This window comes from Bacteroides sp. MSK.20.82 (assembly GCF_019052485.1).
GTDB lineage: Bacteria > Bacteroidota > Bacteroidia > Bacteroidales > Bacteroidaceae > Bacteroides > Bacteroides thetaiotaomicron.
On sequence record NZ_JAHQUN010000077.1, the window covers coordinates 1 to 15,314 of the forward strand.

Consider the following 15,314-nt stretch of genomic DNA (forward strand, 5'->3'; position numbering starts at 1 on the left):
ACGACACACTACACGTTGCAGGAAATAGCCTACATGTGCGGTTTCTCCGCCCAATCCCACTTTACGGACTTTTGCAAGCGGAATATGGGGAGCAATCCCACTTCCATCCGCCAGGAAGGCCGGATCTGACATTAAAATCGGCCTCGTGATAAAAAAACGAAGAGAAAGATAAAAATCGTAATCCGCCGGTTTTTCGATTCGCTAACTTTATACGCGAAAGTAACAAGACGGATTATGATTGCATTTATAGAAAAATTAAACAGCGAAGTCCTGCGGAGTATCGAACGTATCGAATCGCGGGATACCGACGTGTTGAAAAAGTCGCTTGAAGCGTCACGTGTCCTGGGAGAAGCGTTCGACCGTTTGAAACAATATATCATCGGCTACCGTTTTCAAAACGATGACGAGGAAATAAAGTTCTTCAAAGAAATCAAACCCCGTCTTTTTTGCCGTCTGATCTATTACCGCAAGCTCTACAATATCGAGATGAACCGTCCGGTAGGAAGTATCGAGGCACAACGGGAGTACCTGGACGCCCATGTTCGGGCCATCAACGCGTACACGCAGAAACGCCTTGACTTTATCCGCTATTTCCGCAGCGGCGCTACACACCTGGACAGCCTCTATTTCCTGCGCGGGCAGACCGACACGGAGCAATACCTGGAAACCTTCTACTATGAACTCGACCCGCAGTTTTCGACAAACGCGGATTTCAAGGTGGCGAAAATCCTGGCCAACGATATGTTGTCGGTTTATCTTATGGGCGAATTGGAATCACTGGAGAGCACGAACCTCCGGAACATGGTTCTGCCATTGCCTGACGTGCGTCCGACATGGCAGGACTCGAAGACGGATCTGACGGAACTTATTTACCTGCTCGACAGTAAAGGCTGTTTCGGCAATGTGCCACTCACGCAACTTGCCAGCTACATTTCCAACGCTTTCAACGTACACCTCGACATGAACCTTTCGAGGACATTCTGCGATATGAAAATCCGAAACAACCCGACACCGTGGCTTGACAAGGCGAAAGAGGCCCTGCTTAAACGTATGCAGACGTGGAAGCGAAACAAGAAAAACGGCAATTCCGAGTAGAACATGAACCGGTAAAGCACTCTATTTCTTATAGAAGCACTGATAATCAGCGTTGTATATAACAAAAGAACCGAGGTCGGTTTTCCCCCGTAACTCTCGAAAGGAACTTTCCCGAACGCCCGTATTTGCACCCGTATAAGGAGCCGATACGGGTGTTCCGTTGTAGCCCCGTCCGGATTAGAACACCGTTAAGCGTTGAATCACAGTATGCTATCGCATTTCTGCCAATAAAAATACCGAGTACGGGCCGCGGATTTCGGTAAAAAACACTGCCTTCTTCACCGCATGAACCGTTGAGAATCAGTTCACTGCAAATTATCAAAAAAAAGTCGTACCGACCTCGTTTTAAGCTGTCCATATAAGCCCGACCTTTGTAACAGACTAAAAAACAAAGGAGTATGAAAATCATAGTGATCGGTTCGCGAGCCTATAACGAGCTTGTCGGGCGTATAGAGAAAATAGAGGCTGCAATCGCCTCTCTCCCTGAAAAGGGGCGTGCATGGAATAAGGAGTATATAAACGACGAATGGATGGACGGCGAGCAGGTCTGCCGTTACCTGGGCATCAGCGGGCGTACCCTTCAACGCCTCCGCTCGGATCACGTGATCACCTATTCGGCCATCAACCGGAAGCTGTATTATTCCCTCACGGAAATCCGCCGTGTGCTGAAGGAGCGTTCCGTGCGGCGCAAAAACCGACCAAAGGAGTAGGCCATGTTTCTGGATAAGGAATATTTCGACGGATGGATGCAGCGGCTCTCGGAACGGCTGGAACGTATTGAGAAGCTGTGCGCGGGGGATGTGGAGCAACCGCTTTCCATCCTGCCTGACGGGGAGCGTCTTCTGGACAATTACGACCTGTGCCGTATGCTCAATATCAGCAAGCGCACACTCCAGCGTTACCGCACCTCGGGAGAGCTGCCTTACGAGATGATCTATCACAAGACCTTCTACCGGGAATCGGACGTCCTGCGGTTCATCGAGCGTAACTTCAGTAATTTCCGCAAGCTGAAAAAGGATCGTCCTGCCGGTTCCGGTTAGGCCCTGTCCCGAGAGTCCGGCGTCATGGAAAAACGCGGAGATACATGGAATAAGGCACGACAAGGCGGTACAACCGTTCGATATTTGCCGTAAAATCAGTATGTTTGCACTTGGAAGCCTATATAATAATGAACAATGAAAGAAACAGATAAAATATATCCTGCCGACAAAGGGGAGGAAGAGCTACTGCATAACGTGCGCCATATCTTGCAGGAAGCGCGCGCGAAGGTGATACATCATGTCAATTCGACCCTCGTGAGGGCTTACTGGCAGGTAGGGAAATATATAGTGGAGTACGAGCAGCAGGGAACCGGCCGTGCCGGATATGGCAAGGCTGTCATCAACACCCTTTCCAGGCGGCTCGTGGCGGAGTTCGGAAACGGGTTCACGGCCACCAACCTGCGGTACATGAGGCAGTTTTACCAGTGCTACCCGAAATATCACACGCTGTGTGATAAATTGAGCTGGTCGCATTGCCGCACGCTTCTCAAGGTGTCGGGCGATGCCGCCCGTGATTTTTACCTGCACGAGTGCGTCAAGGAAAACTGGAGTGTCCGGCAGCTCGACCGCCAAATCAACACGCTTTTCTATGACCGCCTGCTGGCCAGCCGAGACAAGAAAGCCGTGAAAGAGGAGATTTCCCGTACCGAACCCGGGCGTGTCGAACCCAAAGAGATCATCCGCGACCCGTATATCCTGGAGTTTCTCGGTATCCCCCAGGGAGAGCATTTTCTGGAAACCGATCTGGAGCAACTGCTCATCAGCCGCTTGCAGCGCTTGATGCTCGAACTCGGGAAAGGCTTCGCCTTCGTCGCGCGACAGAAGCGTATCTCCTTCGACGACAAGCATTTCTACATCGACCTGGTCTTTTACAATTACCTGGCCCGCTGTTTCGTTTTAATAGACCTTAAATCCGGGGAGCTGACCCATCAGGATTTGGGGCAGATGCAGATGTATGTCAATTACTACACCCGTGAGTTGATGAATCCCGGGGATAACCCTCCGGTGGGTATCGTCCTCTGCGCGGAGAAAAACGACGCGGTCGTCCGTTATACGCTGCCCGAAGATGAAAAGCAGGTCTTCGCCGCCCAGTACATGACCTATCTTCCCACGCAGGAGGAGCTGCAAACACTCTTGCAGGAAGTGTGACGACAACGCTCATGGGCATATGAAAAAAGCCGACGGAAATCTGTACTTCCGTCGGCTTTTCGCTTACATCTTAATCCCTTTCTTTGCGGGGCCGTTCTCCGGCGGGCTGCCCACGCCCGCGATCACGATGCGCCCCCCGGAGGCGTCGGCAATCTGCCGCAGCCGGGAAGGAATACGGGCCGCCGTGTTGTCTTCCTTCGGGAGCTCTTCCGCCGTGTCATGCCGTTCCCGGCACACGTCGTTATCCTCCTCCGCCTCCTTTCCCTCGCTCTCTTCTATCGGTTTGAGGCTTTGCTGTATCCTGCGGTCTATTTCCGTCAGGTCAGTTTTCAGGGCCGTCAGTTCGGGCTCCTTGCGCCAGGAACTTTCCACCACTTCCCGCAGGACGGGAATATCTTTCTCCAGTTCCTCGTTCTTTTTCCGGAATTTTTCCAGTGTCGGCTCGATGGTCGCGAGCGCGTGGATGAAGTTCATCGCCGCCAGTCGCGGGTCGGAGGCGATATTCCCGTAGTTATACTGGTATAGATAATCCCCTTCACCCCGGACATAAAAACGGTTCTGCACCAGGTCGAGCCCGTCTTTCCCGGTCGTTTCGCTCTGGACGAGCAGTTCGAACCCGTAGAGGCTCCCGATGGGTTCGAGCCTGTCGAGCGTGCGTGCCGTTTCGGCGATACGGTTGAGCTGTTTCCCGATGAGCTTGGGGTCGGAGGTTTCCAGCCCGTTCAGTTTCACGGGATTGCGGTACGAGCCGTCCTCGTTGAACTCGACGCGGGCCTTGAAGTGTTCCAGATCCTTGCCGATACGCCGTATCAGGTCGTTGTTCTTCTCTATCTTCTCCGTGATCTGCTCCAGCTTGTAGCGGCTCGATGATTTGCCGCGCACGAATGCCTGGCGTTCGCTTTCGAGCGTGGCGATCTTCTTCTCCAGGCGGGCCTTGTCCAGCAGGTCTGTATTTCCCGAGAGGACGGCTACATACTCGGAAAAATTCATGCCGCTTTTCTCGTCGATGGCCCCCTCGTCGATGGTACGGCTTCCCATGTTGTTGGTCTTGAGCTGGCGGATGAACAGTTGCTTGTTGTGCAACAGCCCGAACTTGTAGGCGTCGAGCGACTTCTCGACGGCGTATAATATCACGTCCACCTTGTTGTCGGCATGGAGTTTGGCGATCTCGTTCCCGGTGCGTATTCCCCGCCCGTCGCGCTGCTCCAGGTCGCTGGGACGCCAGGGGCAGTCCAGGTGGTGTATCGCCACGCAGCGTTTCTGCGCGTTCACTCCCGTCCCGAGCATCTCGGTCGATCCGAAGAGTACGCGGATTTTTCCGGCGTTCATACCGGCGATCATCTCCTTGCGCGCTTTTTCCGAGGTCGCCTCCTGGATGAACCGCACCTCGCTTTGGGGTATGCCGTAATCCTCCGCGAGTTTACGCCGTATCTCGGAATAGACGTTCCACCCCGCTCCGGGTTTGTAGGTTCCCAGGTCGGAGAATACGAACTGCGTACCTTTGTACGCCTCGAAACGGCGGTAGTAACCGGCAATCATACGGGCGCAGTGGCTCGCCTTGTTGTCCACGTGGTCGCTGTATAGTTCGGGGTCTATCATACGCATATCGAGCGACATCTTGCGGGCGTAGTCTGTGGCAATGAGCATTTTCGCCTTTTCCTCCCGCTCCGAGAGCGGCAGGCGGCCCAGGAGCGTGGCATCGCCCGATTTGGCGAACTGCACCAGCCGTTCTATGAACTCCGTCTGCTGGGGTGTCGGCGGGATATTGTGCAATATCTCGTTCTTTTGCGGTCGGTCGATCCCTATATCCTCCGCCGAGCGGTAATCTGTAATCTCGGAGTAGAACATGGCCAGTTCGGGAACCTTGATGAAATATCGGAACCGTTCTTTCTGCACGACCTCGTTGGTCACGGAAAACTCGTAGTCGATGGTTTTCTTGGCAAATATGGCCGCCCAGGCATCGAAGGTGCGGATATTCTGACGCTCCAGTTCCTTCGGGCGCAGGTACTTGAAAAGCAGGTACAGTTCCGTGAGCGAGTTGGAGATGGTCGTTCCCGAGAGGAACGTCGCCCCCAGGTCGCGGCCCGTGCGCTGCTGTATGGTACGCAGCGCGAAAAGCATGTTGAGCGCCCGCTGCGACCCCTCGGGATTTCCGAGGCCCGCCACCCGGTCATGCCGGGTCGTGAAAGTCAGGTTCTTGAATTTATGGCTCTCGTCCACGTAGAGGTGGTCGATACCCATGAGGCGGAAGTCCACGGCGTCGTCCTTGCGTGTTTCCAGCGCGTGCGCCACCTTCTGCAACTTGGCTTCCAGGTTGGCCTTGCGTTTCTGACACCCTTTCATCATGGCGCGGGAAACGTCCCTGCCTTGTGCTTTGAGCACTTCGAGGTTCTCCTCCACACAGTCCAGCTCGGCCTGCAATATCTCCTGCTGTATCTCCGGAGACTGGGGTATCATGCCGAACTGTTCGTGCGAGAGGATCACGGCGTCCCAGTCGTTGTTGCGTATCTCCCGGAAGATGCGCTCACGCTTCCGGGGCGTGAAATCCTCCTTGCCCGGGTAGAGGACTTTGGCCATCGGGTAAGCGGTACAGAACGTCCGGGCTATTTCATGGATGTTGGCTTTCAGCCCGATAATCATGGGTTTATTGGCCAGCCCGAGGCGTTTCTTCTCGTAGGCCCCGCAGCACATGATGAGGGTCTTTCCGCCGCCCACCTCGTGGTCGATTATCCCGCCGCCGAGCAGTTTGTCCATCCATATCGCGTCCTTCTGGCTGTCATACAGATTGTCTATTCCCAGCCCCTTGAGGTCGAGGTCGGGGAATTCCTGGTGCGTCCCGTCGTACTTCGGGCGCACGTAACAGTTGAAAGTACGGTTATAGAGGTCTGTCAGGCGGTCTTTGAAGTCGGACGACTGCTCGCGCAGCCATTCGGGGAAAGCACCCCGGATCTCGTCTATCTTGCTGTTGGCGAGCTGTATGGCCTCCCCGTCACGCACTTTGACCTCCCGCCGTTCGCCGTCCACCCATTTGAGGACGGTCTTGGTGATGTCGGGCGAAGTGTTTTGCAGGGCGTGTTTCAAAAGGTGCAGGCCGTTGTACTTACGGGTCTGCGCGCTGACGGCATACTGCTCCGTGATCTTCACGTTCGTCGCTTCCGCCTTCACGCCGTACTCGTCCAGGTTGGAGGCGAAGGTGATCTTCACCTCCGTATCGAAGAGCGAGGAGGCGAAACGCTCGTAAACACCTTTTGGAATCCACCGTTCGCCCAGGTTGAAGTCCAGGTCGTCGAAAGCGATGGGTTTGGGCGTCGCCTCGCGCAGAGCCTCCAGCGATTCCCGGGCCGGGGCGTGGTCGGGATTCTCCCGCAGGAACGCCTCGATCCGTTCGGCTTTCCCGATGACATTGCCGGCGATGAACTTGTCGGCAACCTCGTAGCCGTCCGTTTCCGGGTTGTAATAGATACGTCCTTTCAGTTCCCCGAGTATTCCCTCCACGGTAGTTCCCGTGAGCGAGGCCATGTAGTGCGGTTCCACCCGGCCGTACTTGTTCAGGCTGGCCACAAGGGCCTCCGAAGCGTCGTCGGCGTGCGTGATCTCATCGGGATTGAAGGCCACGGGACGCTCGAAGATGTCGGCTTTGCGTGCCTTGCCGTCGATGTAACGCTCCAGCGATAGAATCTCCGTCCCCCGCGCGTCCATCTTGATCAGGTCGAGGTTGCGTTTGTCATTGAGCCGTCCGAAGCGTTCGGTGAAATTGTCGTAAAGCCGGTTGAGCATCTCCCGCAGGGCGGGGTTCGCCGTCAGCGTTTCCGCCTCGTTGTTATAAAGGTGGTAATAGGCATCGCGTATCTCGATATACATGGAGGCTTTCGTCCGTTGTGCAGGCGTGAGTTCCAGCGGGTGGAACATGGGTTGCAGGGATTCAATCCCCCGCAGGTAGCCGACCCGGTTTTGTCCGTCCGTGACGAGTGTCCCTTCGCGGAAATAGGGGGCGACCTCACCCTCGAACGGGCGGGGTTTCATATCCGCCTCCCGTATCTGCGGCATTTCTTTACCGGGTTCTTCCTCCTCCGGATTGTCCGGCGTGTCGAACAGGCTGCCCGTTCTCGGCGTACCGGCGGCTTGTTTCCGTCTGTCTTTCGGGGCTTCCGTCGGGGGGCGTACCGCCTGCCGTTCCCGCTGTTCCGGGGTTTCCTGCTGCCGGGCGTTTTGCCGGCGCAATTCCGCCCTCCGTTCCGGGGTAAGCGACATCATCATCTCGTAAAAGCCGTTGATCGGCGGGTTGTCCTCCCAGTTCAGGGAGGCATACAAGTCTTCGGGATCACGCTCCGGTGGCGTCGTTTTCGGCATTTCGCTCTTCTGTTCCTCCGGAGAGGAGGCCGGGGCGAATAACGAGGGTTGCCGGGGCGTCTTCCGCTTTGCTCCCCGGCGGCTGTTCCTTTTCTTGGATATACCGAGTTCTGCCTGCCGCCGCTCCTCGGCGCTGAAGCCGAACAGATCGTAGAGCGTCAGCAACGGTTCCTGCTGCACGTTTACCGGTTCGGCAGCTTGGGTGGCAGGTACGGGAGCCGCCGTTTCCACCGTGTCGAAAAGCGACCCGGCGAAGCCCTCCTGCGGTTTCGGTTCCGTTGTTCCGCCCACGTGCTGCACGGGAGTATCCGCCATGCCGAAATCTTCGGGTTTCGGCGGGTGCTGCTCCCACAAGCGATTCTCCCGCTCTTTCGACCAGGCCCCGAAGTCGGCCAGATCCTCTCCGGTCGGTTCTCCGGCGGGAGTGGCGGCAGAATCCGGTAACACTTGTCCGGGTTTGTTTTCGATTCGGGTAATCTCCCCGGTTTCGGTATCGACATGGTAGCCCTGTGCCGCCATTTCGGCGACGACGCGGCGTTTTTCCTCCTCTTCCCGCTGCTGCTGAAGGTTACGGGCATCGGCGATAATCTCCTTGACGATTTCTCCGGCAAGGCGGGGCTCGTGTCTTTCGGCACGCTGGCGTTCCGCCTGACGGGGACGGGACAATTCCCGCTCCGGTGTACCGGGTGTCTGTTCCGGAGCATGTTCCAGGCAATAACTCTCGTTGAAATGCCGGTTGAAATCCTCCGAGAGCATACGCCGCATCTCCCGGTCGATGCCGTCCACGCCCTCCGCGTGGGTGAACTCCATCGCCGGTTTGCCGTAGGGGTCTTTGCCTACTTTGGCCTCGGTATGGATCACCCTGTCGAACGACTGGAAAAGGTTGTTTATCCGGATGCCGTTCGACAGCTTGCGGGATTCGATGAAATCCCGCTGCCGTTCGGACAGTTCCCCCGTGGCGGCTTTCTTTTGCAGGATAACCAGGTCGCTGCCGACCTCCGTCCCCGCGTGTTCTGTAAAGAGGTTGTTCGGCAGCCGGATGGCCGATACGGGCTCGCAGCGGTTCATCAGCCACTCGCGCACGGGGCGTCCCTGCTCGGCGTTCAATACTCCCTGCGAGGTGATGAATGCCACCAGGCCGCCCTCGCGTACCATATCGACGGACTTCATGAAAAAATAGTTGTGCAGCGCCCGTGTGCCTTGCCGCCGCACGGGGTCGGTATGGGTGGAGAAGAACGGGTCGAAGAGCGCCACGTCCCCGAAAGGGATGTTGCTCACGGCCACGTCGTAGTAACCGGCGTATTTGGGTTCGATGCGCTCGAATCCCTGTACCCGCACCCGTTTTTCGGGGTGCAGGTGCTTCAGGATCAACCCCGTGGCGGGGTCTTTCTCGAAGCAGGTGATCTCCGCATAGGGGGCGTGGAAATCCACGGCACTGACGAAAACCCCCGTTCCCGCACTGGGGTCAAGAATACGTTTGGGGACGATCCGCGTGTCCCATATCGCCTCCACGATGGCGTCTGCCACTTTCGGGGGCGTGTAAAAAGCCGTCAGGACGGAGTTCTTGATCCCGTCCATGTAGCGCTTGTATTCCCGTTCGTCGGGGGTGTTCGCCCTGATGACCTCTTGCAACTCGGCCACGAGCGTTGCCATGCCGTCCTTGTCCGGTTTCCCGGTGGGGTTTTCCAGCACTTCCTTGATGGCGCCGAAGCCGCTGTATGCGCCGAGTGTCCTTTCTTCTTCGGGAGTCGGCGCCCGCCGTTCCCTGTCGAGCGTGAAGGCCGTCTTCAGCGCGTCGATATTCTGGCGGAGGTGGGTTTTCTTATTGAATGCCATCTTCGAGAAGTATTTGGACGGTTCCCGTCAGTTCGGTATAGAACAGTTCATAGTCGGGCGTGTCGGCGAAGTCGTCCGTGAGGTCGTACTTCTCCAGCACCCCGCGGCAGAGGGGCAGCAGGCGTAGAGCCGCCTGCCGGGCGGTATCCTCGGGAATCTCCGCCTCGAATTCCCTCCAGAGGATGTTTACCAGCGTGTTGTAGGGTGAAAAGTGCAGTCCGCGGCAGAGTTCCTCGCGGGCAATTTCTTCGGCCTCGATGTGGTTGCAGCCCGAACGGATCGCCTCGCTGTACGCTTGGGCGGCGCTGTCGGCCCGCTCGGCGATGAACTCACTTTCGGCGATGAGTTCCGGGTGGCTGTCCTTGAGGTAGGATAGTAACGAAAGTCCGTAATAGGACAATTCCCCCGTGGGGGTATGGTGTTGCTTGTCTGGCATGATAAGAATTTTTAGTGGTCGTTGATAATCGGGGAAGAGAAAGGCGCCCCGGGTTCCCACCCGAAGCGCCGACCACTGAAAAAATCCTTATCAAACAAGCGTATCTCGTTATGACAGGTCTTTTCCAGTGGCAAAGGTAACGATTATTTCCGTTTGTTCCTCTTTCCCTGCCTGGGAGTATCGCGCGGTTCGAAAACGAACGAGGTCTTGAACTGGTCATCGAGCGTGAGGGCCGCGTCGAACGTTCCGCCGCCGTTTTTGACGAATCCCCGGATCGTGCCGGTTTTGCCTTTGGTCAGCAGTTCCGCGAGCTGCTTGTCGGTCAGCTCCTTGCGGCCCACGGTTCTCCATACGGTCAGGCCGCAATCGGGATTCTGACACTTGGCGAGTTTGGGATAGAACACCACGGGCCTGCCGCAACGCGGGCAGGCTGTGTCACTCTCCGCGCCGTCGATTCTTGCTTCCAGCAGTTCTTTGGCGATTTGCGAGGTGAAGACCTCGATACCGCGATGGAACGTCGGGGCGTCCATCTCCCCGGTGGCGATCTTCGAGAGGGCCAGTTCCCAGCCGCCCGTCATGGCGACATCGGCAATCTTCTTGTCCCTGACCACGGCATACACGGCCAGTCCCTTGTCCGTGGGTACAAGCGACTTTTTCTCTCGCCTGACATACTCGCGGGCAAAGAGCGTTTCGATGATGGCGGCACGGGTGGCGGGCGTGCCGATGCCGGCATCTTTCATCGCCTCGCGTTCGGCCTCGTCGGACAGTTCGCGTCCGGCGGTTTCCATCGCCGCCAGCAGGCTCGATTCCGTGTGAAGGGGGCGCGGCCGGGTCTGTTTCTGTTCCGTGCCGCATCCTTTGACGGGCAGCTCGTCGCCTTGCACGATGTCGGGAAGGAGGGTCATGTCCTCCTCTTTCTCTTCGACAGGTTCATTCAGGACGGCCCGCCAGCCCGTCTCGACCATGATACTGCCGCGGGCCGTGAAATCATGTCCCGCGCTTTGCAGGGTAAGGAAAGTGTTTTCTTTCACGCAGGCCCCGGAAAAGGTTTCGAGCATCCGCCCCGCGACCATCTCATAGACGATGCGGTGGTCGGCATCCAGTTCGGAGGGGAGGTTCTCGGTGGGAAGCAGCGCGTGGTGGTCGGCGATCTTTTCGTTGTCCACGCTTCGGCGGGAGAGAGATGCGGTATCCATCCTGCCCGCGTATTCCGCGAAACGGGGATAGCGTGTCATGTTCCCGATGAGTGCCGGAATCTCCTCGGCCACATCTTCCGATATATAGCGTGAGCCGGTACGGGGATAAGTGATGAACTTCTTCTCGTAAAGCGACTGGGCGATGTCGAGCGTTTTTTCTGCCGAAAAACCATACCGGCTGTTGGCCTCTTTTTGGAGTGTCGTCAGGTCGTACAAGAGAGGCGGCTGTTCCCTGGCCTCCTTGCGCTCCACGTTCACGACGCGTACCGTTCGGACGCCGATAACCTCGGCGCGGGCTGCTTCCGCCTTCTCCCTGCCGTCGAATTTCTCCGTGGAGAGGACGGTGAACTCCGTGCCCTCCTTTGCCGTGGAGAGCTTCAGCCGGAAATAGGTGGCGGGCTTGAACGCCTTGTTCTCCAGGTAACGGGAGCAGATGATCGCCAGCGTGGGGGTCTGCACCCGTCCGAGCGACCAGACGCCCCGCCCGGCAGCCACGGCAAGCGCTTGCGAGGCGTTGATACCGACGATCCAGTCGGCTTCGCTGCGGGCTTTGGCCGAGAGGTAAAGGTTGTCGTATTCGTTGCCGGGGCGGAGGTGTTGTAACCCCTCGCGGATGGCCCGGTCGGTCAGGCTGCTGATCCATAACCGCACGAAAGGGGTGCGGCATTCCAGGTAAGAGTAGATGTAGCGGAAGATCAGCTCCCCTTCACGCCCCGCGTCGGTCGCGACGATGATGCGCTCGGCCATGCCGAACAATTCCCGGAGAATACCGAGCTGCTTCACGACACCCGGGTCGGCCTTATACTCTTTACCCTCCCGAACCTGCCGGGGCAGGAGGATGAACGATGATGGCAGGATAGGCAGGTTTTCCCGGCGGAAACCCGCGATGCCGTACTGTTGGGGCATTGCCAGCCCGACCAGGTGGCCGAAGGCCCAGGTTACGGCGTAGCCGTTTCCCTCGATAAAACCGTCTTTACGGTTCGTGGCTCCCACGATGGCGGCGATCTCACGCGCCACCGAGGGCTTTTCTGCGATAATTACTTGCATGATGATTCGGATTTTTCAGTGGTTGTTTTCTTGTAGTTCTTCTTCTTTCTCTTTTTCCGGACGGGCGATCAGCCGGCGGTCGTAATAGACATGGTTGCCGTTCCCGTCGTAATACTGCCGTCCGTCGTCCGCCTCCTCCGGGGGGCTGCGTTTACCCGGCCGGAGGTACAAGGCGGCCAGCGCCGCGATCAGGAGCGGCATGGCTCCGGCCTGCATGTAGAACCATTTCATACGTTATACCTTGACACCTTTGGAGTTGCTCTTTTTGCTGCTGCGGTAATTTTTCTTCTGCGTCGGGGTGGCTTCCTGCTGTCCCTGCTTGAGCGGCTCTTTCACACCTTTGACCGCTTCGACGGTCTTGCCCTCGGAATTGACGGCGACCTGGGTACGGCTTTCAACGGCGGGTTTGACCTCCGCTCCCTGCCGTTTCGCACGGTCGGGATTCCAGCGGAAGAAGTCCATCTTGTTACGCTCGAAGTTGGGCTTGACCCAGGCGTTGAACGGCTCACCCTGCCCGTCCTTGACCATGCCCTTGATGTAGAAAGCTTTGACATCCGCCCGCTTGGAGGGATCATTCACCGCTTCCGTCCATTGGTCATAAGCCTCTTTGGGCACGGAGGCTTTGAGGATTGTCCGGTGAATCGTGAGCGTGGGCTGTCGTTCGGAGGCCGTAGTTTCCTGCCGTCCGTTTTTCTCGGCGGCCTTCTGGCGGTAAATCTCCTTGTTCTCCTGGGCGTAGCGGTTGCGATCCAAACCGTCGTAGGTAAAGGAATAGTTACGTTCGGCCGCGTCGATTTGGATATAGGCATCCCGCTTATAACCCGCGCGGGTGGTATATCCTTCGAGCAACACCTTGCCGCCGCCGTAGAAATCCATCTGCTTGCCTTCCGAGAGGTCGGCCTCCTTGATGCGGGCACGTTTTTCGAGTAACGAAACGGGCATGGGTTCCAGCGTGTTCGTCCATTTGTCTATCGACACGTAGCAGGGCGTGAGCTTGCCCGGCTCCAGCTCCAGGTCGATCACTTTCCCGGCATGACGGGTGTTCATCAGGTTCGTTTTCGCCTCCTCATCGAGCAGCACCCCGTGGAAGGGGGCGTCGAGGTCGGGTCGTTCCTGCCAGTAATGCGGCACGACGCGCAGCGAGCCGTCCGCCTGCTCTTCGAGCGACACGCGCCCTTTGGTGGAAACACGCATCCCGTTCTCCAGTTCGGGGTTCATCTCCACCAGCCCGTTGGATTTATGTCCGTAAGACATGGCTTTCAGGTGCGGCTCGATGTCCTCCATGCGGATACCTTTCTTCTCCATATCCGCCAGGTCTATCTTCGTGACGTCCAGCGGCTCGAACTGCCGCTGCTCCTGCGTCTGGAGCCGTTCGGAGGGGTCGATACGGTAATTTTCCAGAATCTCCGGGTCGAAGTCGATGCGGATAAGTTTGTTCAGGGCATTCTCCGTCATGACGAAGATACCCGTGTGGACGGGGTTCTGGGCCTGTTCCATGAACTTTTTGAAGAAGGCTTCGAGGGCTGAATCCTGCGTGTTCACGTTCAGCAGGCTCGCCACGTTCTGATCCGTGGGGTCGGCGGTCTGGATATTGCCGTCCTGATCCACGCCGGTAACGGCTTGTAGTCGTCCGTCGTCGGCATTCTGAACGAGCATGACTTGTTTAGCGTCGTTCTTTACGTTTTCGTCCATAATTACGAGTGTTTTTAGTTAGCACCAATAGCGATGCGGGAACGAAAGTAAGGGGAACCGGCTGAACGTAAAAGAGTTGGAAAGGCTATGGAAGCATCGGGCACAGAAGTGGCCGCTTGTGGCGCAGGGCAGAGGAAATCGGAGAAACGGAGTGCCGGGAAGGACGGATTTGGCAGAGGGTATTTTCGTGGCTCCTCACCTTATTTGTCAGGTAGTCGGGATCTATTGTTAAATGTCAATAAAGCGCATGGATAACCCGTGTTTTTTTATAAATTTGCGAAAACGGGTTTCAATATCCGACAAAACGTGAGGCATGGAAATATATACCCCAAAAACCAAGATCAAACTTTCTCCGGTGATAAGAAACGGGAGAGAATTTGTCGAAGTGACTTTCGGTAATGACAATGACATCCGCTTGTCGCTGTCGAAGGAAGAAAACGTACTGCTTGTCGGCGGCAGGGCTTATCTGCCGGCAGAAGATTTCGTGCTTGCCGAGTTCTTCGACCGCTATGTAAAAATGGCGTTTATAGACTATTCTGCCATCAAGGAAACCGCACCCCGTAAAGAGGAAGACAAACGGCCGCCACTGCCGGAAGGCTATCTGGAAAAACTTCAGCAAGTGCGTTACAGTGACCATACCGTAAGGGTATATACCTCCTATTTCCGCGATTTCCAACAGCATTTCGAGGGGCGTAAGATTGAAACGGTTACTCCCGGCGAGATAAACGACTACCTGCTGTATCTCATCCACGAGAAAAACATATCCTCCTGCCAGCAAAACCAGCGTATCAACGCCATCAAGTTCTATTACGAGAAAGTTCTCGGTCAGGAACGGCGGTGTTACAAGGTGAACCGTGCCAAACGGGAGAAGACGCTGCCCGACGTGTTGAGCAAGGAGGAAATAAAGAAAATACTCGACGTGACGGTGACAGACCTGCGTTTCTTCTGTATGTTCTCCATACTCTATTCCGCAGGGTTGCGCATCAGCGAACTGCTGGAACTGAAACCCGGCGACATCAACGAATCCCGCTCCCTGATACGGGTGCGGCAGGGTAAAGGGAAAAAAGACCGCTACACCCTGCTGTCAAGACCGTTGATGAAAAAGCTGACGGAATATAACAGACTATACAAACCGAAAGTGTGGCTTTTTGAACACAGACCGGGAGAACCTTTCACCGAGAGTATCGTGTCGAAACGGCTGAAGGCAGCGGCCCGGGAAGCGGGAATCACGAAACGGATTTATCCGCACCTGCTGCGCCATTCGTTCGCCACTCACCTGCTGGAGCAGGGAACCGACATCAAGATAGTGAAAGAGCTTATGGGACATAACAATATCAAGACGACAGAAAGGTATGTCCACATAGCCGACACTTTCAAAAGCAATATCAAAAGCCCGTTGGACGATCTGTTGATGGAGGAAGACGAGGTCTGATACTTAAAGAAAATAACAGCCAAATCGGCTGATAGTATAAC

Annotated in this window: 12 protein-coding genes; 7 read left to right on the forward strand and 5 right to left on the reverse strand. The window is 56.3% G+C overall.

All coding sequences use genetic code 11. The annotated features are described in order from the left end of the window. From KTR07_RS26600 to KTR07_RS26620, 5 genes are all read left to right on the forward strand, one after another. On the forward strand, positions 1-129 hold a 129-nt coding region (locus KTR07_RS26600), incomplete at its 5' end, for a helix-turn-helix domain-containing protein (RefSeq protein WP_217315544.1). Positions 130-234: 105 nt separating this feature from the next. Continuing rightward, a complete protein-coding gene (locus tag KTR07_RS26605; RefSeq protein ID WP_004295489.1) occupies positions 235-1,095 on the forward strand; it encodes an RteC domain-containing protein in 861 nt (286 codons plus the stop codon). 398 nt (positions 1,096-1,493) lie between these two features. Further along, positions 1,494-1,805 (forward strand): helix-turn-helix domain-containing protein, encoded by a 312-nt coding sequence (locus tag KTR07_RS26610; protein WP_004303820.1) that lies wholly within the window; start codon positions 1,494-1,496, stop codon positions 1,803-1,805. 3 nt (positions 1,806-1,808) lie between these two features. Next, entirely contained in the window at positions 1,809-2,135 is a 327-nt protein-coding gene (locus tag KTR07_RS26615; protein ID WP_004295487.1) for a helix-turn-helix domain-containing protein, read from the forward strand. 135 nt (positions 2,136-2,270) lie between these two features. Beyond that, entirely contained in the window at positions 2,271-3,284 is a 1,014-nt protein-coding gene (locus KTR07_RS26620; protein WP_004319206.1) for a YhcG family protein, read from the forward strand. Between the two features lie 63 nt (positions 3,285-3,347). On the opposite strand, the gene KTR07_RS26625 is transcribed toward KTR07_RS26620, so the two are convergent. The 5 genes from KTR07_RS26625 to KTR07_RS26645 form a co-directional block, all read right to left on the reverse strand. Beyond that, positions 3,348-9,470: a helicase-related protein gene (locus KTR07_RS26625; RefSeq protein WP_217315543.1), complete on the reverse strand. Its 6,123-nt coding sequence runs from the start codon at positions 9,468-9,470 to the stop codon at positions 3,348-3,350. Then, the gene (locus KTR07_RS26630) at positions 9,457-9,906 is read right to left on the reverse strand and encodes a DUF1896 family protein (RefSeq protein WP_004295482.1); all 450 of its coding nucleotides are present in this window, start codon (positions 9,904-9,906) and stop codon (positions 9,457-9,459) included. Before KTR07_RS26630 ends, KTR07_RS26625 begins: the two co-directional genes overlap by 14 nt. Positions 9,907-10,049: 143 nt before the next feature. Beyond that, entirely contained in the window at positions 10,050-12,149 is a 2,100-nt protein-coding gene (locus KTR07_RS26635) for a type IA DNA topoisomerase (protein ID WP_004319201.1), read from the reverse strand. 15 nt (positions 12,150-12,164) lie between these two features. Further along, positions 12,165-12,380 (reverse strand): hypothetical protein, encoded by a 216-nt coding sequence (locus tag KTR07_RS26640; RefSeq protein WP_004319199.1) that lies wholly within the window; start codon positions 12,378-12,380, stop codon positions 12,165-12,167. A gap of 3 nt (positions 12,381-12,383) precedes the next feature. Further along, positions 12,384-13,841, reverse strand: a complete 1,458-nt coding sequence (locus KTR07_RS26645; protein WP_004295478.1) for a DUF3945 domain-containing protein — start codon at positions 13,839-13,841, stop codon at positions 12,384-12,386. A gap of 87 nt (positions 13,842-13,928) precedes the next feature. Here KTR07_RS26645 and KTR07_RS26650 point away from each other — a divergent pair, with 87 nt between their 5' ends. After that, positions 13,929-14,096, forward strand: coding sequence for a hypothetical protein (locus KTR07_RS26650; RefSeq protein ID WP_004303813.1), 168 nt, complete (start codon positions 13,929-13,931; stop codon positions 14,094-14,096). A gap of 58 nt (positions 14,097-14,154) precedes the next feature. Beyond that, positions 14,155-15,273 carry a site-specific integrase gene (locus KTR07_RS26655; RefSeq protein WP_004319196.1) on the forward strand — a complete coding sequence of 373 codons (1,119 nt, stop codon included), beginning with the start codon at positions 14,155-14,157 and terminating at the stop codon, positions 15,271-15,273. Positions 15,274-15,314: the final 41 nt, after the last annotated feature.

Excerpts from the sequence above, each read along its gene's own strand:
- KTR07_RS26635 (WP_004319201.1), bottom strand. The coding sequence starts at position 12,149 with ATGCAAGTAATTATCGCAGAAAAGCCCTCGGTGGCGCGTGAGATCGCC.
- KTR07_RS26655 (WP_004319196.1), top strand. The coding sequence starts at position 14,155 with ATGGAAATATATACCCCAAAAACCAAGATCAAACTTTCTCCGGTGATA.
- KTR07_RS26610 (WP_004303820.1), top strand. The coding sequence starts at position 1,494 with ATGAAAATCATAGTGATCGGTTCGCGAGCCTATAACGAGCTTGTCGGG.
- KTR07_RS26640 (WP_004319199.1), bottom strand. The coding sequence starts at position 12,380 with ATGAAATGGTTCTACATGCAGGCCGGAGCCATGCCGCTCCTGATCGCG.
- KTR07_RS26650 (WP_004303813.1), top strand. The coding sequence starts at position 13,929 with ATGGAAGCATCGGGCACAGAAGTGGCCGCTTGTGGCGCAGGGCAGAGG.
- KTR07_RS26625 (WP_217315543.1), bottom strand. The coding sequence starts at position 9,470 with ATGGCATTCAATAAGAAAACCCACCTCCGCCAGAATATCGACGCGCTG.
- KTR07_RS26615 (WP_004295487.1), top strand. The coding sequence starts at position 1,809 with ATGTTTCTGGATAAGGAATATTTCGACGGATGGATGCAGCGGCTCTCG.
- KTR07_RS26630 (WP_004295482.1), bottom strand. The coding sequence starts at position 9,906 with ATGCCAGACAAGCAACACCATACCCCCACGGGGGAATTGTCCTATTAC.
- KTR07_RS26645 (WP_004295478.1), bottom strand. The coding sequence starts at position 13,841 with ATGGACGAAAACGTAAAGAACGACGCTAAACAAGTCATGCTCGTTCAG.
- KTR07_RS26620 (WP_004319206.1), top strand. The coding sequence starts at position 2,271 with ATGAAAGAAACAGATAAAATATATCCTGCCGACAAAGGGGAGGAAGAG.
- KTR07_RS26605 (WP_004295489.1), top strand. The coding sequence starts at position 235 with ATGATTGCATTTATAGAAAAATTAAACAGCGAAGTCCTGCGGAGTATC.